This is a genomic window from Streptococcus respiraculi (assembly GCF_003595525.1).
In the GTDB taxonomy this organism is placed as follows: Bacteria; Bacillota; Bacilli; order Lactobacillales; family Streptococcaceae; genus Streptococcus; species Streptococcus respiraculi.
Window position 1 is genome coordinate 1680063 of record NZ_CP022680.1, and the last position, 20385, is coordinate 1700447.

At 41.8% G+C, this 20385-nt stretch carries 20 protein-coding genes, 1 tRNA gene and 2 pseudogenes; 4 read left to right on the plus strand and 19 right to left on the minus strand.

Annotated elements, in window-relative coordinates; all coding sequences use genetic code 11:
* Position 1 precedes the first annotated feature (1 nt).
* The gene (locus CHF41_RS08095) at positions 2-463 is read left to right on the plus strand and encodes a DUF1694 domain-containing protein (RefSeq protein ID WP_119876792.1); all 462 of its coding nucleotides are present in this window, start codon (positions 2-4) and stop codon (positions 461-463) included.
* A gap of 41 nt (positions 464-504) precedes the next feature.
* Here the strand turns inward: CHF41_RS08095 and serB are convergent, their stop codons facing one another.
* The 6 genes from serB to CHF41_RS08125 all read right to left on the minus strand — a co-directional run bounded on the left by serB (position 505) and on the right by CHF41_RS08125 (position 7495).
* Complete coding sequence (gene serB, locus CHF41_RS08100; RefSeq protein ID WP_276308846.1) at positions 505-1173, minus strand: phosphoserine phosphatase SerB; 669 nt, start codon at positions 1171-1173, stop codon at positions 505-507.
* Between the two features lie 22 nt (positions 1174-1195).
* Complete coding sequence (gene ezrA, locus CHF41_RS08105) at positions 1196-2920, minus strand: septation ring formation regulator EzrA (RefSeq protein ID WP_119876794.1); 1725 nt, start codon at positions 2918-2920, stop codon at positions 1196-1198.
* Positions 2921-3008: 88 nt separating this feature from the next.
* The gene (gene gyrB, locus CHF41_RS08110) at positions 3009-4961 is read right to left on the minus strand and encodes a DNA topoisomerase (ATP-hydrolyzing) subunit B (RefSeq protein ID WP_119876795.1); all 1953 of its coding nucleotides are present in this window, start codon (positions 4959-4961) and stop codon (positions 3009-3011) included.
* A 228-nt stretch (positions 4962-5189) separates the two neighbouring features.
* The gene (locus CHF41_RS08115) at positions 5190-5729 is read right to left on the minus strand and encodes a DJ-1 family glyoxalase III (protein ID WP_119876796.1); all 540 of its coding nucleotides are present in this window, start codon (positions 5727-5729) and stop codon (positions 5190-5192) included.
* Positions 5730-5736: 7 nt separating this feature from the next.
* A complete protein-coding gene (locus tag CHF41_RS08120) occupies positions 5737-6963 on the minus strand; it encodes an FtsW/RodA/SpoVE family cell cycle protein (RefSeq protein ID WP_119876797.1) in 1227 nt (408 codons plus the stop codon).
* 307 nt (positions 6964-7270) lie between these two features.
* Positions 7271-7495 (minus strand): hypothetical protein, encoded by a 225-nt coding sequence (locus tag CHF41_RS08125; protein ID WP_119876798.1) that lies wholly within the window; start codon positions 7493-7495, stop codon positions 7271-7273.
* A gap of 372 nt (positions 7496-7867) precedes the next feature.
* Between CHF41_RS08125 and CHF41_RS08135 the strand changes: the two are divergent.
* Positions 7868-8076 (plus strand): annotated as a pseudogene (locus CHF41_RS08135) (tyrosine-type recombinase/integrase); the annotation flags it as partial.
* A 225-nt stretch (positions 8077-8301) separates the two neighbouring features.
* Positions 8302-8485: pseudogene (locus CHF41_RS10330) on the plus strand (tyrosine-type recombinase/integrase); the annotation flags it as partial.
* Positions 8486-8593: 108 nt separating this feature from the next.
* Here the strand turns inward: CHF41_RS10330 and CHF41_RS08145 are convergent.
* The 5 genes from CHF41_RS08145 to CHF41_RS08165 form a co-directional block, all read right to left on the minus strand.
* Positions 8594-8836: a type B 50S ribosomal protein L31 gene (locus CHF41_RS08145; RefSeq protein ID WP_067091298.1), complete on the minus strand. Its 243-nt coding sequence runs from the start codon at positions 8834-8836 to the stop codon at positions 8594-8596.
* Between the two features lie 102 nt (positions 8837-8938).
* A complete protein-coding gene (locus CHF41_RS08150) occupies positions 8939-10177 on the minus strand; it encodes an NAD(P)H-dependent oxidoreductase (protein ID WP_119876800.1) in 1239 nt (412 codons plus the stop codon).
* 17 nt (positions 10178-10194) lie between these two features.
* Positions 10195-10797, minus strand: a complete 603-nt coding sequence (locus tag CHF41_RS08155) for an NADPH-dependent FMN reductase (RefSeq protein ID WP_119876801.1) — start codon at positions 10795-10797, stop codon at positions 10195-10197.
* Positions 10798-10866: 69 nt separating this feature from the next.
* Positions 10867-11799 carry an FAD:protein FMN transferase gene (locus CHF41_RS08160; RefSeq protein ID WP_119876802.1) on the minus strand — a complete coding sequence of 311 codons (933 nt, stop codon included), beginning with the start codon at positions 11797-11799 and terminating at the stop codon, positions 10867-10869.
* Positions 11786-12724, minus strand: a complete 939-nt coding sequence (locus CHF41_RS08165; RefSeq protein WP_119876803.1) for a DHH family phosphoesterase — start codon at positions 12722-12724, stop codon at positions 11786-11788. Before CHF41_RS08165 ends, CHF41_RS08160 begins: the two co-directional genes overlap by 14 nt.
* A gap of 99 nt (positions 12725-12823) precedes the next feature.
* Here CHF41_RS08165 and CHF41_RS08170 point away from each other — a divergent pair, with 99 nt between their 5' ends.
* Positions 12824-13279 carry a flavodoxin gene (locus CHF41_RS08170; RefSeq protein WP_119876804.1) on the plus strand — a complete coding sequence of 152 codons (456 nt, stop codon included), beginning with the start codon at positions 12824-12826 and terminating at the stop codon, positions 13277-13279.
* A gap of 47 nt (positions 13280-13326) precedes the next feature.
* On the opposite strand, the gene CHF41_RS08175 is transcribed toward CHF41_RS08170, so the two are convergent.
* The 8 genes from CHF41_RS08175 to CHF41_RS08210 all read right to left on the minus strand — a co-directional run bounded on the left by CHF41_RS08175 (position 13327) and on the right by CHF41_RS08210 (position 20382).
* A complete protein-coding gene (locus CHF41_RS08175) occupies positions 13327-14553 on the minus strand; it encodes a chloride channel protein (protein ID WP_206269754.1) in 1227 nt (408 codons plus the stop codon).
* A gap of 13 nt (positions 14554-14566) precedes the next feature.
* Positions 14567-16099, minus strand: coding sequence for a ClC family H(+)/Cl(-) exchange transporter (locus CHF41_RS08180; protein WP_119876806.1), 1533 nt, complete (start codon positions 16097-16099; stop codon positions 14567-14569).
* 467 nt (positions 16100-16566) lie between these two features.
* Positions 16567-16638, minus strand: a tRNA-Arg gene (locus tag CHF41_RS08185).
* Positions 16639-16742: 104 nt separating this feature from the next.
* A complete protein-coding gene (gene rplS, locus CHF41_RS08190; RefSeq protein WP_067085767.1) occupies positions 16743-17090 on the minus strand; it encodes a 50S ribosomal protein L19 in 348 nt (115 codons plus the stop codon).
* A 134-nt stretch (positions 17091-17224) separates the two neighbouring features.
* The gene (gene whiA / locus CHF41_RS08195; RefSeq protein ID WP_119876807.1) at positions 17225-18136 is read right to left on the minus strand and encodes a DNA-binding protein WhiA; all 912 of its coding nucleotides are present in this window, start codon (positions 18134-18136) and stop codon (positions 17225-17227) included.
* Entirely contained in the window at positions 18133-19107 is a 975-nt protein-coding gene (locus tag CHF41_RS08200; protein WP_119876808.1) for a YvcK family protein, read from the minus strand. The genes whiA and CHF41_RS08200 overlap by 4 nt, the downstream gene beginning before the upstream one ends.
* Complete coding sequence (gene rapZ, locus CHF41_RS08205; protein ID WP_119876809.1) at positions 19104-19991, minus strand: RNase adapter RapZ; 888 nt, start codon at positions 19989-19991, stop codon at positions 19104-19106. Before rapZ ends, CHF41_RS08200 begins: the two co-directional genes overlap by 4 nt.
* Before the next feature lie 10 nt (positions 19992-20001).
* Entirely contained in the window at positions 20002-20382 is a 381-nt protein-coding gene (locus CHF41_RS08210; RefSeq protein ID WP_119876810.1) for a RidA family protein, read from the minus strand.
* Between the last annotated feature and the right edge of the window lie 3 nt (positions 20383-20385).

Consider the following 20385-nt stretch of genomic DNA (forward strand, 5'->3'; position numbering starts at 1 on the left):
TATGAAAGATATCAATGACCTTATTATGCAACAAGCTGCTGGCGGTTTGAAAATCAATCCTGACGAGCAGCGCACATTTTTAAATACCTTTGAAGAACGTGTGATTGGCTTATGTAGCATTGAAGAAGCCAATTCGCAACTACTAGCAGATCATTTCAAGAAAATTCTAGGACAAATAACCCATGACTATAAACCCGTCTTGGTCAAAATCTCGCCCTTTATGGATAGCCAAAAGCAGATTTTCTATTTGAAAGCGGCTCAAGAATTGGGCTGTGAAGCTACTATTGTGGCGGAAGACTGCGCAGCTATTTTCGGTCTGGTCATTCACACGGATTGTCCGAGTCAGGTTGAAAACCAGGAACTGACTACTCAATTCGCAGAAATCCTCTACCCCACTCCTGCAAAAACAGTGAAAAAGTCCTCATTTTGGGAGAAATTATTTGGTCAGTCTAGAAAAGACTAGGCAGGAATAGTTCGTTCCTGCCTAGTCTTTTTTACACCTATTCACACATCCTTATCCAATAATTCAAGGACTTTTAATAGATTTCTTTCATTGATTTGATATGGAGCTTGTTCTTGGACAATGGGCTTAGCGCAAAAGGCAATTCCAAGACCAGCTGTCTGAATCATGGGCAAATCATTTGCCCCGTCCCCTACAGCAATGGTCTGCGCCAAGGTTAGACCATTTTCACTCGCCCATTTCTCAAGATAGGCTTTCTTGGTTTCCTTGGTGACCACATCTCCTAAGACACGACCCGTTAGAATGCCCTCCTCTACTTCCATACGGTTGGCTTTTATGTAATCAATTTCTAGCTTTTCAGCCAGCACATCCACCGTTTCATGGAAGCCACCTGAGACGACCGCAATCTTATAGCCTCTCGCGTGCAATTCTGCAACCAACTCTCTTGCCCCAGAGGTGAAATGAATCTTTTCTAAAATTCGGTCAAATACACTTATAGGAAGCCCCTTTAAGAGGGCAACCCGTGCAGCTAATGCCTCTTTGAAATCCAATTCTCCCCTCATGGCACGCTCAGTGATATCTGCAACTTGACTTCCGACGCCTGCTTCTTCTCCAAGCAAATCAATCCCTTCTTCTAAAATCAAGGTGCTGTCCACATCCATGACTAATAACCCTTTTACTGTCATTTTCTTCTCCTTATTTGTATAAAACAAAAAGCCCGAGGGCTTTTTATGTTTAGTAACGAATGGCTTCTCTCGTTTTTTCGTAGGAACGTACAAAGCGCTCTGTTACTCCTGGTTCAACAGCTTCTAAGGCAAATGAAATTTCTTCGAAAGCCGCTTGATAATCGTAGTCCTTCTCAAAAATCGCTAATGCGCGAGTAAAGGCTTGCTGAATCGAAGCATTTGATGAACGGTAGCGGTTTGAATACTGAAGTAGCTGCTCTGTTAGAGCTGCATTTTGAACGATGGTATAAGCTACTTCTTCCAATTCATTCATGTCAAATGTCGCATTTTCCAACAAACGATTGACGATTTCAATATTAATCCGTTTATAATCTAACTCTGCCAACAAGGCTTCCACATGGCCACTCGTTCTGAAGAAGACAGATAGGAAATCTTCTGGAATACCTGGCAAACTACGTTTTTCCATGTAGCGTTTCAAGGTATGCAACTGATTGATATAAAGAGTTGCTTTCTTACGCGCATTGGTCTCAGATACTTCTTGGGATTTCAAATAATCCGCTAATACAAGCTGTTCTTCCTCCATTTGTTTGAGGGTTGTAAGAGCATGCTCTAAACGCTCCTCAAGGATGGAATAGGCAACTTGTGGTGTTTCTAATTCTGCAATGCTGTCATGAACGACCGTTTCCATCGATGATAATTTAGTTGCTAGTTTTGAAATACGAGATAGCTTGCTTTCCACCAAAATGTAGGAATGATTGAGGCGTTCTGCTTCTTCTGTCAAAATACCTGTGTTATGCACAACATGTTCAAGGAATTTTGGCAGGTTTTTGCTAATCTTAACAGCTCCCTTGTGAGCTTCGATTTCACGAGTAAAGATTTGGTATAGGTAATCAATCTTAGCTTGGATTTCTCCAATTTCTGCCTCAGCAGCATCCAAATCAAATGAGACGATGAGGGCAGTTGTTTCACGAATGGCTACTCGAATTTCTTGGAAATGAGATTCAACATTTCCTTCTGTAAATAGGTAACCTTCTTCGACTAGTTTGCGATAACCAGCTTCCAAGTCTTCCAATTGATCTGGTAAGGTCTTGTTAACCTTTTCAATCAAGGCAGGAATGCGATCCATAATTTGATTGAGGGCAATCATGTGCTCTTCTGTCTTATCCAAAATGCCTGCAGCTTCAATTGGGTCACCTGATGAGTTGAGCATGACAAATTCAGAAAATTCAACTTCGATATTTTTGAGTTGTTTTTCCAATTCTGGCAAGGTTTCTCCGTATTGCTCAGCCTTTTCACGGACAGATTCTTGCAAGCTATCAAAGAGATCCAAGGCATGCTTGACACGACCCGAATTTCTCTCTTCTTGTTCCTTTAGGTCTTTTAATCCTTGACGGATTGCCATGATATCTTCTTCAATCAAGTCGATTTGGCTTTCGATGCTGTCGATAGCGCTTTTAGCACGAACAAAACGAAAAGAGTTGTTAAAAGCTTCTGCTTCAAAAATATGATTTTCAATATCTGCAAAAGAATTGAGAGATAAGTCAACCCACTTTTGATTCCACTCACGGAAGGATACCTGACTCTGACCAATCAAATGCAAGCTTTTTACTGCTTCCACTTCATCGTTGACAGGTAAATTGAATAAATCTTCTTTTCGATCTTCTAATGCAATTAATAAATTATCATTTCGTTTACGGGCGATAAGGCAAGCAATATAGGCAATAATTAAGATAACAACAATCGCAACGATTAAAATGATTGTTCCTCTAGACATGTAAATCTCCTTAGATAATAGTTTGTACTGGAAAATATCGCTTTATTATATCATACTTTTGGGCGATATGCACTTGTTTTTTCGAAAATCAAACATCGAGTGTCGAATAGACCGCATTTTCTTCGATAAATTCGCGACGAGGTTCCACCTTATCCCCCATGAGCATGTCAAAAATTTTATCCGCTTCTGCTGCATCATCAACAGATACACGGGCCATTAGTCGATTTTCTGGGTTCATCGTTGTTTCCCATAGTTGGTGATCATCCATTTCTCCAAGCCCCTTGTAACGCTGAATGGTAGGCTTAGAGCGTCCTTGGCTATGCCGCGCTAGTGCTTCCTGCAATTCCTGCTCTTGATTAACACCAGGTTGAATATACTCTTTGACATCACTTCCAACCTTAACCCCGTAAATCGGTGGTTGGGCAATGTAGACATAACCGGCTTCCACAATCGGTCGCATATAACGATAAAAGAGGGTTAAAAGCAGGGTTCTGATATGGGCACCATCAACATCGGCATCGGTCATGATGACGAGTTTTTGATAGCGCGCCTTGCTAACGTCAAAATCCGCTCCAAAGCCTGTTCCCATAGCTGTGAACAAACTGCGGATTTCCTCATTGGCCAAGATTTTATCCATGCTGGCTTTTTCAACGTTGAGGATTTTCCCACGGATTGGCAAGATAGCTTGGAATTCACGATTACGTCCTGATTTTGCTGAGCCGCCCGCTGAATCTCCCTCTACAATAAAGAGTTCTGTTTGAGCTGAATCGTTTGAGGAACAGTCTGCCAGCTTCCCAGGTAGATTGGAAATTTCTAGCCCTGATTTCTTGCGGGTCACTTCACGCGCACGCTTGGCCGCAATCCGAGCCTTACTTGCTAGGATTCCTTTTTCTACGATACGGCGGGCAATTTGCGGATTCTCCAATAGGAATTCTGAAAAAGCTTCTGAGAAGAGGCGGTTGGTAATTTTCACGACCTCGCTATTTCCGAGTTTGGTCTTGGTCTGCCCTTCAAATTGCGGTCCGGGATGTTTTACAGAGATGACAGCAGTCAACCCTTCTCGGACATCCTCACCTGTCAAATTGTCTTCGTTTTCCTTGAGGATTTTATTTTTCTTAGCATAATCATTGATGACGCGAGTCAAAGCTGTACGGAAACCTTGCTCATGCGTTCCACCCTCATGAGTATGGATGTTATTGGCAAAGCTGACGACATTTTCGTGATAGCTTGTCGTATACTGCATGGCTACTTCAACCGTGATATCATCCATTTCACCGTCTGTATAAATCGGTGTTTCAAAAATGACATCCTTATTTTCGTTGAGGTATTCCACGTAAGAAGCAATTCCGCCTTCATAGTGGTATTCCTTACTTTGCTCCAAACCCTCACGCTTATCGGTAATTGACAAGTGCAAGCCACGATTGAGGAATGCAAGTTCCTGCACGCGTTTGTTGAGTTTGGCAAAATCAAACTCTGTCGTTTCTGTGAAAATTTCTGGGTCTGGTGTAAAATGAACAGTCGTCCCTGTCTTGTCGGTCTGATCGATGATTTCAAGATCAGCCACCACTTCACCTCTGCGGTATTCTTGGTAGTAGACATTGCCATTCTTGTAAACACGCACATCTAGTTGCGTTGAAAGGGCATTTACAACGGATGAACCTACCCCATGCAAACCACCTGAAACCTTGTAGCCGCCACCGCCGAATTTTCCGCCAGCATGTAAGACCGTAAAGACTGTTTCAACCGCTGGACGTCCTGTCTTTTCTTGAATATCAACTGGGATACCGCGTCCATTATCAACGACCGTAATTGAATTATCCTTTTCAATATAGAGTTCAATATGGGTCGCAAAACCAGCCAAGGCTTCGTCAATTGAGTTATCAACGATTTCCCAGACCAAATGGTGCAAACCTTCTTTTGAGGTCGAACCGATATACATTCCTGGGCGCAAGCGTACCGCTTCAAGACCTTCTAAGACCTGAATCTGACTGGCATCATATTCTTGAGCTTTTTCCTGTAAATTAGTGATTTCTTCTGTCATTCTTCTTCCTTTATTTTTTCTGGTAAAATAGTCTTTAAACCTTTGTATCCTCTGGTTTTAGCAGCTATTCTACACATCATCTACTCATAATCAGACTAGCTGAACTAGTACCCTTTATTATATCATATTTCTCGCTATATTCCTACAAAAAAAGGAGGGAGAATCCGACCTCATCTCTTCGAAATCGATTTTCTCCACTCCCTTATCTGTACAGACAATTATCAATGGCTATTGCTTATATACCATCGCTCGGGCTAGGCTATCTCCATCACCACCAAGAAGATCTACCAACTGATACGCAAAATCTAACGCCGTTCCTGCCCCTCGACTGGTTACAATATTGCCGTCAATGACAACTGTTTCTGTCACATGCCGACCTGACGAAATCGTTTCTTCTTGACCAGGATAGCAAGTATAGCGACGCTCCTTTAGAAGCTCTGCTTTTTCTAAAACAATCGGTGCTGCACAAATGGCCGCCACATATGTATCTTGCCCCGCAACTGCTTGTAAGGCTGCAATCAAACCTGCATGGTCGCGCAAGTTAACAGAACCCGGCATACCACCTGGCAAGACCACCATGTCATAGGCTGATAAATCCCCGTCAAAGACCCTATCTGCCTGCACTTTAATACCGTGAGAACCCTCGACTTCTAAGCCTGTCAACCCCACCATATCACACTCCATCGAAGCCCGACGCAGAACATCTACTGGGGTTAAAGCCTCAATTTCTTCAAAGCCATTTGCTAGTATAACTGCTACTTTTTTCATAAGACACCTATCTTTCTACACGTTTAATCGTGATTTTTTTGTATGCCCGCGACTTATTATAACGCTGTTCGTTGAACAAGGTATATTGGTAACTCATGGATAACATCAAGCCAACTCCGATGAGATTGGAGATGATGGAGGAGCCACCTTGAGAAATAAAGGGGAGAGGAATCCCTGTCAGAGGAAGAACGCCAATAGCTGCGCCGATATTTTCAAAGACATGAAAGAGCAACATCATGATGTAACCTGTCGAGATGTAAGTATAAAAACGATTGTTCGATTGTAGGGTAATCCGCAACATGCGGTAAATCAACAAGGTATACAGCCCAATTAGGGTCACCCCACCGATAAATCCAAAGTCTTCTCCAATGACAGTAAAAATCATATCACTCTCCCGAACGGGAACGAGGAGATTTGTTTTATTAAAGCCTAAACCGGTTAAACCACCGCTGCCAATCGCTACTAAGCTTTGCGCCTGCTGATAGGTCGTTGATTTGGCATTTTTAAAAGGATCTAGCCAAGCTGCGATACGGTTGATTTTATAGGTATCCATCCCCATATTATGCAAAAAGGTTGTCCCACCTGGAGCGATAAAAAGAAGCAAAAAGCCCCCTACCAAGACAACCGCAGCAATAAAGGTCGGTAACAATATCTTCCACGACACACCTGATAGTAGGACCATACCGCTAAAAATAGCCAGAAAGACCAGCGATGTCCCTAAGTCTTTTTGGAAATAAAGGAGTAGCAAGACAGGAACGGTCCAAAGTGTCAAATAACCAATCAGCTGAAAATCTTTTTGAATACTCTTTACAGGATACTTCTTCTGAAAGCTAACAATACTGCGGGCCATCATAACAATGTAGGAGATTTTCATAAACTCCGAAGGCTGAAAGAGAGTCACTCCACGAATGGTCACCCAGTTCTTGGCTCCAGTTGATGCAACCAGTGCTGGACTATAAAAAAACAAGGGTAAGATCATTAAGCCGAGGCCTAAAACGTATAAAATCGGCGTTACTGTCCATAAGAATTTAGTGCTAAAGAGCATGACCAAAAAGGCCAGACCAATCCCCAAGAGAATCCAAATCAACTGCTGACCGACAATGGAAGTAACATTGGTTGGATAATCTTGACTTACAGCAATATAAACCGAAGCAATTCCAATTAAGAGCAAAAACAACACAGGTAAAATTAAGGCATAGTCAACACGGCTCTCCAGAGACGGAGTCTTCTTCATTTTTCATCCTCATACTTTCAATCAATTCACTTTTCCAGTATAGCAGAAAATAGGAAAATTTTGAACTGAGAAGCCAAAGAAAGTTGAGCAGCATTTTCTGAAAATCATTATTCTAAAAAACAACCCATCGGGGTTGTTCCAGAACGTAGACAAACCCTATTAGAGATAGAAACATGTCGCAACCCTTGGATGACTTGTCACTAAATCAAACTAGCTTTAGCTTTTACTTTATTTTACAAATTAGGGTGTATAAATAAAAAACGGAATGACCACAATCAATCCAATCACTTCCATCACCAATCTGAACTTAACATATATTTCCACACTGCCTCCTGTTTTCGAGTACAAAAAAGAACCTAGACTGTTCTAAGCGCTTATTATTGTAGCGACATAATCGACTGTCTAATTTCTTCAATAATTCTTTCTTCTTCTCTTTAGATACAGAAATAACCTCAATATCTTTTTTCAATTCAGGCTCATCTGGTTGAGAGAGCCAGAATTTCTCTTCTTCTTTTGTTAAAGTATAAGCCATGGCTACTCAATCCTTCCAAACTTAAAATCAAACTTTTCGGATAATATTTTCAAAGTTTCTTCTTGTACGCTAACTTCAGTATACCCTATCTTCATAAATTTTTCAATAGAATTGAGGTACTCTTGTTCAGCGCTTCTTGGTATTCGTTTGTTTGCTCTAGTGTACCAGTAAACACTACCATCATGTCCTGCTGTCAAGCAGTATTTGACTGAGTTCTCTTTGCTATGTTGATGCAGAGAAACTAAATCGCTCAATGATGATTATGAATTGAAACAAGTCCTTTTTCTGGACTTTCTCTAAAGGCATTTTTTACTTGTTCATTGTAAACAACACCTTTGGTCTTTCTTGCCTTGTTTGAAACTGCTACAATCTTATATCAATGCTAACCTAGAGCAAATTATGACGAAGCATAGTCTGAAAAAAATAACTCCTCAGAGTTTAAGGCATACTCATGCTACCTTGATGATTGAAATTGGAATTGACCTAGTCAACACTGTGCCAAACGATTAGGACATGCAGGTAGCCAAATGACACTTGATACATACAGTCACACAACTAAGGCTGGCGAGAATAACGCTGTCATCTTCCAGACTCCAAAAACGAAAAAGAGCAAGCGGACAATTTCCCTTGACCCTACTACAATCAAAATACTAAAGAAATGGCGACAAGAAAGACAATTTTTTAACTTTCCAGCCTGTTTAAAAGATACGGATATTCTTTTCCCGACAGAAAAAGGCATGCCTAGAAGTTTTGACTTTATCAATTATCATTTTAAAAAGATATTGACCAAATATAAACTACCCTATATCAAGCCCATGGGTTTCGTCATACTCATATTTCGCTATTATTTGAAGCTGGAGCAAGTCTAAAAGAAGTCCAAGAGCGTGTAGGCATGAAGATATTAAAACGACAATGAATATTTACACCCATGTAACCGAAAGTATCAAGGAGCAAACGGCGGAAAAATTTGCCCAATTTTTAGGGTCGTAAGCCCCACCCGTTACTTTTTCCGTTACTCTTAGAAAAAGAAAAGCCATTCCCGAAAACGGAAATGGCTTAGTATCAACATTTTTAAGTTTAAGCAATAAATGCGGTTGATTATTTGAGACCATATTTTTTGTTGAAACGATCCACACGTCCATCTGCTTGCGTGAACTTTTGACGTCCTGTGTAGAATGGGTGTGAGTCTGATGAAATTTCCACACGAATCAATGGGTATGTTTCACCTTCAAATTCGATAGTTTCTTTAGAGTTCTTTGTAGAACCACTAAGGAACTTGTAACCAGTAGTTGTGTCCATGAAGACAACAGTGCGATATTCTGGATGGATATCTTTTTTCATTTTAAAAATTCCTTTCTGCCATGGACTCTTTGTCGAGCCATAGATAATACCAATATAGTCTATCACATTTTACAACACTTGGCAACTATTTTTTTCTATTTTTTACTGAATAGAGGCACCTGAATCGGCATCCGTTGACAGTTCTGCTCCAGAACCAGTCTCATCAGTACTAGAAGCTCCTGAATCAGCATCTGTTGCGCCATGCACCGTTTGCATTCCTGTACCACCAACCAAGCGTTGGCCAGTTTCTTTTAGGTACCAGTCTAACCAAGGTTTAAAGTTGAAGATAATCTCATTAATGCCAGCATACGATCCGTCTGGATAATACATTGCTTGATAGTTATGGGTATTAATTACTTCTGGAGGGGTTCCTGGAACAATCGTACGAACATATTCTTGGTTACCATTTCGCAAGGTACCCACAACCCATTCCACATTCTTCATACGTGCTGGTGGTAAGGTGCCGTGAACCGTACCAAGGCGATTTCCCACCTGTTCTTTTACACGTTTACCTAACATAGTATTTGGATCTGGATGAGCATCGTTATAGTACAAGAATTGGTTGTTATCATCAGCATAGGTCAGTTCAAATGGCATAGCATTTAAAAACATATTCAATTGATTAACCGTTAACAAACCATTGTCTAGCTTGACATAGGTATCTCCTTCTACTGCATTGACTTGTTTTGCAGCCTTTTCCAACCAGTCTGGATCATCTGGATCAATACCAAGAATAGTTGTATCAATCGCTCCCTTACAATAAAGGTCTTCTGCTTCAATTGGTTTAGGTTTTTTCAAACTAGACACAACTCCTACGTATTTGATGAAATTGTCAAGGCACATTTCTAGAAATTTCACTGTTCCTTGATCGATAATATTTCCATTTCCGTCAAAGGCTTCTTTTGCCTTTCCAAGCAAGAACTCATTTCCTGGTAGTGTGAAAGCATTAACTCCTGGAGCATCTAAAATCTTGCGTAAATGCACTTGAGCCCGAGATGTTCCTTGATCATAATAAGAAGCGCCTACAATCATAACAGGTTTATCTTCGAAAGGATGAACCTTAAAGGACAGCCATTCAAGTACGCTTTTTAGAGCAGCTGTAATGGTATGATTGTGTTCTGGTGTCGCAATAATGACACCGTCTGCTCGAGTAATTTTATGATAGAGAAGACGCAATTGGAAACATTCTTCCCAGTTTTCATCTTGGTTAAAGATCGGGATATCATCAATTTCCATTACTTCCAATTCAAATTTTACTTTGAATTGTCTTCTGATGAATTCTAATAATTTTCGATTGTATGATTCGTCCGCATTTGACCCTACAAGTCCTACAAATTTCATGGTTCTACTCCTTTTTCCTATAAACTTTCCCAATCAAAATTTTCAGCTTCTTTGTGCAATAAGGCTTTGGCATTGGATAATTTACCTGTAATTTTCACAAAGAGTCTAAAGTCATCAAACAAGGCTTCCAATTTTTGAATGGTATCTAGATCAATGAGGTCGCCATCCTGATTAAAGGCTTGAAGAGAATGCGATAATAAAAATTCCTCTGGGATAACATTCGCTTTAATCTCAGGAGCATTCAAGATTTGGCGCAATTGGAGTTGCGCACGCGATGATCCTAAGGTTCCATAAGAAGCACCTGTAATCATCACAGGTTTATTTAAAAGCGGGAAAATACCATAAGATAACCAAGCAAGAGCACTCATTAAGACAGCTGGAATAGAATGGTCATATTCTGGTGTTCCAATGATGACGCCATCTGCAGCTGTAATTTTTTCTGCAATTTCCGTCACAATTGGCGGAACCGTTTTATTGGCAGGCTTATTAAATAAAGGAATATCTTTGATTTCAATCAATTCAATCTCTGCGACATCCGCAAAATGTTTTTGGATGTATTGAAGTAATTTTCGATTGGTTGATTGGGCAGAATTCGTCCCAACAATAGCAATGAATTTCATATTTATACCTTCTTATCTAATATATATTCGTATTCATTTTATCACTTTCGCTATTGTTTGTAAACGCTTTTATATCACCAGAGCATTTCGCAGACCATCTGTCACTAGCATTTCATTTTTAGTTGTCAGAATAATCGCTTCAATCCCTTCTTGGTCTTGAACTGTTTGGTAGATTTCTTGGATAGGTCGTCCAAATAAACGAGTGGTCCAGATTTCTCCGTCAACTGATTGTTTGGAAACGATGGTCAGACTTGCGACATCACTTGTGACGGGATAACCTGTCTGACTATCAAAGATATGGTGGTAGGTTTTTCCTTCATAGGTAAAGGTCCGTTCGTAGATACCTGAGGTGACAACAGAACCGTCTTCAATTTTCACAATGGCAATATTATTTCCTCTTGGAAGGTGTGGATGTTGAATGCCGATATACCACTGACCATCTGGATTGTGACTAGCGTGACCAAATGTCAGGACATTGCCTCCCAGATTGATAAGACCTTTTGATACGCCAACACGGTGTAGGTGTTCGACAATCCGATCCGCAATGTAGCCTTTTGCAAGGGCCCCTAAGTCAATAGCCATTCCTTCTTTTTGTAAATAGACGGACTGGGTTTCCTCATCTAATTCAATGTCTTGCGGATTGATTAAGGCTAATTTTTCATCAATCTCTGCTTGGCTCGGAACACGCGCATCTGAAAAGCCAATCCGCCAAGCTTGGACCAGGGGACCAATAGTAATATTTAAACGGCTATTGGGAGCGCAACTATGAAGCTTTCCAAGTGCAATCAATTCAAATAAATCAGTCGCAACAGGAACTGCTTGAACCCCTGCATTATAATTCACTTCCATAAGCTCAGATGTTAAATCGTTGGCCGAAAAGCGATCCTTATACAGATATAAGAGCTCCTCTACTTGATCTAAAATTGGCTCCGCCTCTTGGTGCCAAATTTTAATATCAATGACCGTTCCCATGAGACGAAGTTGTCGACTACTCGCTTGCATCTGCTGCCACCTGCTTCAATTCTTGGTAAATTTCCTCATTTTCTTCAGTCGAATATGAGTTGGCACCGCTGGCTAAAGGATGACCTCCTCCATGATGGCGCTTGGCAATTTCATTGATAGGAAGAAACTTACTGCGCAACCGCACCCGATAAGAACCGTCAGGTTGCTCCACAAAAACACCCCAACTTTTGACCGTGTTGACACGACCTGGTACTCCTACGATAAAAGCGGTATCCGAATCTCCAATGCCAAATTCCTTGAGCAAGGCTTGGCTGAGCAGAACACGTGCTGCTCCATTTTCATCAATTTCCAAATGATCATAGACATAGCCAATTAACTTAGCAACACTATAATCAACTGACTCCATTTGCCGCGAAAGACCTGCAAAATCAAACTCATACTGACGAAGTTTTGCCACGATTTCAAATGTTTTTGCTGAAGTCGCAGGATACAAAAAGCGTCCTGTATCCCCTACAATACCTGCATAGAGTAAATAGGCAATGTCCGCATCTATTTCCAACCCCATATCAAAGGCAAACTGCGCAATCATTTCACTACAAGAGCTAGCATTGGTATTGACCCATGAAAGATTTCCGTAAACTTCATCGTTGGGGTGGTGGTCAATCTTGATGAGAAAATCGCCTTGATTATAGCGTTTGTCATCAATTCGCGCCTGATTAGCTGTGTCTGTCACAATGACCAATGAACCCTGGTATTCCTCATCCGCTACCGTTTCCATTTGCGCCAACCAAGCAAGATTTGGCTCTGTGTAGCCAGTCACCTTAATCGTTTTTTCTGGAAAATTCTTCTGCAATAAGCGCTGTAATCCAACTTGACTCCCTAGAGCATCTGGATCCGGCCGCATATGACGGTGAATGATAATGGTTTGGGACTCTTTTATTTTTTCTAACATCATTTCTAGCATTCTAAGCACTCCTTTTTTTCATTCTATCATAAAAATGGCGCTTTTGAAAATTTGGAGAATGTGGTATACTAGTGCTATCATCTATTTTTGGAGGAAACTATGGCACTGGCAAAAATTGTCTACGCTAGTATGACAGGCAATACAGAAGAAATTGCCGATATTGTCGCAACAAAACTCGAAGAGCTTGGTCTTGAAGTGCACAATGACGAGTGTACTACTGTCGAAACAGAAGAAATCTTAGACGCAGATATTATCATCGTAGCAACCTATACCTATTCTTATGGGGGCGACGGGGAATTGCCAGACGAAATTGTAGATTTCTATACAGACCTAGCTGATTATGACTTGACAGGAAAAATCTACGGGGTCTGCGGATCTGGCGACACCTTCTATGAAGATTTCTGTAAATCAGTAGACGATTTTGACCTCATGCTCGCTTCACGTGGGGCAACTAAAGGGGCGGAAAATGTCAAAGTCGATTTAGCAGCCGAGGAAGACGATATTGTAAATCTCGAAAAATTTGCAACAGACCTCGTTGCAGCTTTGGAAGCTTAGTCATTGTAGAGTAAAAAAAGAAGCCTATTGCAATGCTTCTTTTTTATTTATTTTTCTTCGATATTTATCGCTTTTTGCAAACTATAAATGGATTGCTTGCGGTTGAGCATGTAGCTGATTATCACTGTAATAGTAAAAAATGGGAGATTGTGAAATCCAAAGACTTCTCCACCAATCAGAATCGGAGCAAGTAGAGTATTGGTCGCACTGGCAAACACAGCAATATAACCCGCTGCTGCTACTAATTCAATTGGCAAGCCAACTGTAGGAGCAAGAACAACACCGAGTGAAGCTCCAATCGAAAATAACGGGGTTACTTCGCCACCTTGAAAACCTGCCGCAAGCGTCAAGGTAGTAAAAAGTAATTTCAGCAAAAAATCATAGCTGTAGATATGGTGAGTAGAAAAACTAGCTTCAATCAAATTCGTCCCAAGACCTGTATAACGCCCTAAATGTGCAAACCAAAGAACCAAACTAAGTGCACCCCCAATAAGCGCAATCCGCCAATAAGGATTTTTCAAATAATGAATAGCCTGTTTTTTGAAGAAACTTTGTAGGGAGATAAAGACATTCCCCGTCATCCCAAACAAGAGCCCGAGTAGCAGGCATTTCAGAAATACTTCAACTGTAATGGTCTGCGCGAAAGGAAGAATATGGGAAAATTTTTCTAATCCCAAGAAATGTGAGAAGCTACTAGCTGTATAGACTGCAAAGAGGCTAGACAGTAAGGCATACAAGTTCAACTGTCCGATAGTCACGACCTCCATGGCAAAAAAGAGAGCCGCAAGCGGTGTTTGGAATAATCCAGCAAATCCAGCCGCCATTCCAGTCACCACCAGCACCTGAGAGGAATTGGGAAAGTGAAAATAGCGATTGAAGCGATGCGAAATAGTGGCTCCTAGCTGAACTGCCACACCCTCACGGCCAGCACTCCCGCCAAAGAGATGCGTCAACCAGGTCGAAACAACAACCAAGGGAAGCAAACGTAAGGGAATTGCTTCGCGTTCTCCATGCGCCACTTCAAATACCAAGCCCATGCCCTTCTGCGTGTCTTTACCAAAATGCTGGTAGAAAAAGACAATCAACAGTCCTGCTAATCCTAGAAAGGGCAAGAGGTAAAAAAGCGCAGCTGAGCGTATCTCCCCCACAAGGAGCAAGACCCGTCCAAAAATTGTATCCATCATCCCCACAAGAAGACCTATCAACACTCCAACGACTGCCAAGCGCAAACAAAGCCCGTAGGAATACTGATACGTCTCTTTTATTTGTTTCATCACCGCTCCTTTTTTACATCAATAATTCTTTTACTCTGCCCAATTCTTTTTCATTCACAACCACGAAAATGGTCGCTCCTGCATGCAGAAGGGTATCCCCGTCCACCAATTCAGACTTCTTATGATGAATCTGGGTCGTAATGAGGATATTTTTCGGTAGGGTCAATTCTCTCACTTTTTTCCCCGCAATCTTCTCTGAGACAATCAGCTCAATCAAGGTTGGCTCAACAACATCAGTTGTGTGCGCAATGGTCATCTTGGCAAGCATGGCTTCATAAATTGGCTCCCCTTTTAACAAATCCATGGCAATATAAGCAACCAGAGTTACAACGCCAATCGCCATTAACTGCTTCAAATCACCCACCATTTCCGTTACCAAAATCATGGCAGTCAGGGGCGCTTTTGAAATCGCACCGAAATACCCCGCCATTCCCAAGACGATAAAAAGTGGCAAGGCATCTACGGAAATCAGATGAAGCTGGACTAAAACCAAGCCGAAGGCCATTCCTAAAAGAGATCCCAAGGTCAGCATGGGCAAGAAAATACCGCCCGGCAAACCACTACTGTAGGAAATCATGCTCCAGATAAATCGAATAAGAAAATAGAAACAAACTGTGGTCAAAAGCAGGTTTTCCTGAGCCAGAGAAATAATCAGGCGATGCCCGCCACCTAGTAACTGCGGATAGAAATAGCCAATCGGAATCACGAAGAGAATGCCGATAAACCCATAAGCGTACGGCGGAATCTGGAATTTTCTTCCTAAGAAGTCATAAAAACGGTGGAAGTTTAAAATCACCTTTTCATAGCCAAAGCCCATAGCCCCCAAAAATATGCCCAGAAGGATAAAAATCCAATATTGCTCTAAGGAAAGAAAAGGCAACTCTTGATTCATGGAAAGAACAGGGGTCAACCCAAAGATGTTCAAGGAAATAAAGTTGGCCACTAGACTGGCAACCAAGGCTGTCACCCATACCATGCGCGAAAAATGGTGATAAATTTCTTCGACAACAAAAAGGAGACCCGCAATTGGAGCATTAAAGGCTGCTGAAAGACCTGCAGCTGCTCCACTTGCAATAAAGGCTCTGGTTTCCATACGACTAGCTTTCAGAAACTTGGCTATACCTTTTGCCGACATAGCCCCCAACTGAATACTTGGTCCCTCACGTCCGAGCATAAACCCCATTGAAATCGCACACACTCCTGCAATAAATTTCTTCCAGAGGACACTCCACCAGTCGGTCCGAAGAAGGCCCTTCAATTCTCCCTCAATATGGGGAATACCAGACCCCTTGATGTCTGGGTCTGATTTAACCAATAGACCAATCAACCATGCCACAGTAAGACTAATCAAGGTAATTGGGACTAGTAATGCGGGATTTGTCTGAGCTCTATGGTAGACAGCCGTGACCTCTTCAAAGAGCATTTCAATCGCTAGTCGAAACAGGCTGACCACGACACCCGACACAATCCCCACGATAATACCGCGCCAGACAAAGCTCATAATAGAACTCACCGAAAAACGGAATTCCCTATGATGATTTTCCATAATCGTTCTCCTCTCTTCATACTCCAAGAAATAACAACGGCCTTTTTTAAAGAGTACAAACCATCTTCTTTTCCCATTTTATCAAATATAGACAAATTTTTCGAGGGAAAATTGTTACATACATAATGAAAATTATAACTAGCCAATCTTTTTATTCAGTAGATTAAAAAAACAATTCTGTCTTTGCTTTTTTAAAATACTCTTTTTGTAGCAATCGTTGTTTTTTCTGATATAATCAAACTGTCGCACTCACGATACTGCGCTAGCAGGAGATGATTCTATATGCGTGTATTTACCGAACTTGTCTTACTGCCACTATTTATTAATGCGGATTCCCAACTCATTGCTGAATGGCTAATTCGTAAGCTAGTAAGCAAACGCAAAACACAACAATAAGCCTGAATGCCTCGATCAAGCATAAAACCCTCGTAAACACTGATGTTACAAGGGTTTTTAAAAATTTAATATCTCCCCTGCAGGAATCGAACCTGCAACTAATTCTTAGGAGGAATTTGTTATATCCATTTAACTAAGGGAAGGGGTTCTTTTATTGTATCGTAGACGGAGCAAGATTGCAAGCAAAAATGAAAAAGCACCCTTTCGGGTGCCCATATCCGTAGTGGATTGAAATACCAACCGTTGATTAACGACGGATTTCTTTGATACGCGCAGCTTTTCCTTGCAATGCACGTAGGTAGTACAATTTCGCACGACGTACTTTACCGTAACGTACTACTTCGATTTTATCAACACGTGGAGTGTGAATTGGGAATGTACGTTCTACACCGATACCGCTAGAAATCTTGCGGACTGTGTACATTTCTGAGATTCCTTGACCTTTACGAGAGATAACAACACCCTCAAAAATCTGGATACGCTCGCGGCTTCCCTCAACAACCTTCGCGTGAACACGCACAGTGTCACCAGGACGGAATGCAGGGATATCAGTACGTAGTTGACCTTCTGTCAAGCTTTGAATTAATGGATTCATGTTTCTTTATTCTCCTATCTTGCCAATCATGGGAGCCTTGTCCCAGCGGATTAACCGTTTTTTGTGCGTCCATTACACACGCTCTCTATTATATAAAAAGATTCGATAATTGTAAAGCAAAATTGCTGATTATTTTATAATTCATCGGCAATTTTATTGAGTTTACGCAAGCGGTGATTGAGACCACTCTTGGTAATGGGTTTTGTGAGACTGTCTGCCAGCTGCTGAATAGAATAATCTGGATGCGTTATTCGCAGTTGTGCGACTTCTTGCAGGTCAGACGGCAATTGATCAAGGCCAATCGTTTCCATAATTTTAGAAATGTTGTTAATCGTCTTCATGCTAGCAGTCACAGTGCGGGCAATGTTAGCGGCTTCTGCGTTGATTGCTCGGTTGAGGTCATTTCGTGTCTCGCGCAGAACTTTAACATTTTCAAATTCGGTCTTAGCTTCTTCTGCTCCGATAATCAAGAGAAAGTCCATGATATCTTCTGCCCGTTGCAAGTAAGTAATGCTTCCTTTGGAACGTTCGATGACTTTTCCGTCCAAGAGAAATTTTTGCAGGAGATTGGCTAAATCATAGGCATGATCCTCATAAATAGAGGCGATTTCCAATTGATACTTGCCTGTTTCTGGATCTTTTACAGAACCGCTGGCTAAAAAAGCGCCCCGCAGATAGGACTGACTCCAGCTATCATTTTCTAAAATCGCAGGGGCAATTCCTGTTTCCAAGCCAAAAAAGCTATCTGCTAGATAGAGATCATTTAAAATCTCATTGACCCCATTCTCTAAAAATACGGTATAGACCCGGTTTTTTCGCAGATTGGTCTTTTGGTGGTGACGGATTTCCGCCTTGACTTGGTAAAACTGATAGAGCATTTCATAGAGATGACGGGCGATTTTTGCATTCTCACTGCTAATCGACAAGGTAAGCCCAGACGAGGCTAGCCCCAAACTGCCCGATAGCTTAATCATGGCTGCTAATTCACTCTTTTCTGGCCGTCCCTGACTGATAATTTCTTCTTTTACCTGCACACTGAAACTCATGATTTCACCTGCAAGATTTTCAAGAGTTCTTCGACCACTAAATCCCCGTCATGGAAGGCTCCACCATTTTCAAGCCGTAAGAAATTAGAGGAAATAACACGCTGAGCTTGCGCCTGCAAACCTGGAAAGTCATGCTTGACTTGCACCAAGTATTCGTCAAACTGGTGGGTATTCATGTATTCTTTCGGGACTGGTTCGATATTAACCAAGACCATATCGATAAAATTCTCTCCCAAGTGCTTGTTCAAGACTCGCACATGGTCTGCATCGCTGAAAAATTCGGTTTCCCCCCGCTGGGTCATGATATTGCAGACGTAGGTCACATCGGCCTTAGTCTCTTTTAAGGCCTGACCGATTTCTGAAATCATCAGATTAGGCAAAATCGAGGTGAAAAGAGAGCCAGGACCAAGAACAATCATGTCGCTTTCGAGAATGCTTTCAACCACCTTCCGACTGGCAGTCGGCTCATCTTGATTGTAGGAATTGGTCACATAAACATGGTCGACCATGCCCTTGTATCCTGCAATCTTGCTCTCGCCTACCACCTCATGACCGTCTGTAAACACAGCATGGAGGGTCAGGGCATTTTCGCTTGAGGGATAAATTTTTCCTGTCGTATGAAAGAACTTGGATAAGAGCTGCATAGCATGATAGGTTGACCCCTGCATTTCAGAGATGCCCGCAATAATCAGATTTCCCAAGGGATGACCCGCTAATGCTCCGTCTGTCTCTGCAAAACGATACTGAAAAATGCGTTCATATAGCTTGGGCATGTCAGACATGGCAAGCAGGACATTGCGCAAGTCCCCGGGTGGAGTCATCTGTAAGGCCTGACGGATCTCGCCCGAAGAGCCACCGTCATCTGCTACTGTCACAATAGCGGTAATATCCACATCCTTATCACGCAGACTTTTGAGAATCACTGGAATACCTGTTCCACCTCCAATGACTGTAATTCTAGGCTTTCTCATGAACGATTAACCGTTTCCTTTCGTCTGTCTTTATCACGGTGACTGAGGTTGACCGTCCAGTCTTTCCCTAAATCGTCCGCTAGGCGCTTGGCAAAAGCAACACTGCGGTGCTGACCGCCCGTGCAGCCAACGGCAATGGTGAGGACAGACTTACCTTCCTTTTGATAGCCTGGCAAAATCGGCTCAATCAACCCCAGTAAATGGCGATAAAACTCTTCGGACTCGTCATGCGCCATAACATAGTTGAAAACCGGCTCATCTAATCCTGTCAGATTCCGCAAATCAACCTGATAGTAGGGATTGGGTAAGAAACGCACATCAAAGACCAAGTCCGCATCGAGTGGCAAACCATATTTGAATCCAAAAGAGATGACCTCCACACGAAAAGAGGGCTGACTATTTAGACGCGCAAACTGATCTGAAATTTCCTTACGAAGATTACGCGGTGTCAATTCTGAGGTATCAATCACATTCTGACTCATGTTTTTGAGCGGTGCAAGCAATTCACGTTCCAATTGAATTCCATCAAGAACTCGGCCGTCTGCTGCAAGCGGATGCGAACGACGTGTCTCCTTATATCGAGCCACCAATTCACTATCCGTCGCATCTAAAAAGAGAATTTTAAAGTCCAGATCATCAGCTGATTCAATCTCGTCTAAGACCTTACGAATTTCCGCAAAAAAGGAACGGCTACGCATATCAACAACAACCGCTACCTTGTCATTGTCTTGACTATGGCGCATTAGTTCTAAGAATTTTGGTAAGAGAGCTGGTGGCATGTTATCAACCGTAAAATAGCCTAAATCTTCAAAAGACTGAATAGCTACGGTTTTCCCAGCACCCGACATTCCTGTGACAATCACAAGATGAAGTTTTTCAGACATGATTTCTCCTCTAGTTTTCCACTACTGCAATGACTTCGATTTCCACTTTAACATCGCGTGGCAGACGAGCCACTTCAACTGCTGACCGTGCTGGAAATTCAGCCGAAAACGCCATTTTATAGACCTCATTAAAGTCTACGAAATCATCCATATCACTCAAGAAACAGGTCGTTTTTATCACATGTTCAAAATCTGTTCCTGCTTCTGTTAAAATAGCTTGAATATTTTTCAAAACCTGAGTCGTTTGTTCCTTAATGGTTGTACCGACAACCTCACCCGTTTCTGGAGACAAGGGTATCTGACCTGATGCAAACAAAAAATTTCCGATAATCTTCCCTTGGACATAAGGTCCAATGGCTGCTGGTGCTTTATCTGTATGAATCGCTCTCATCTT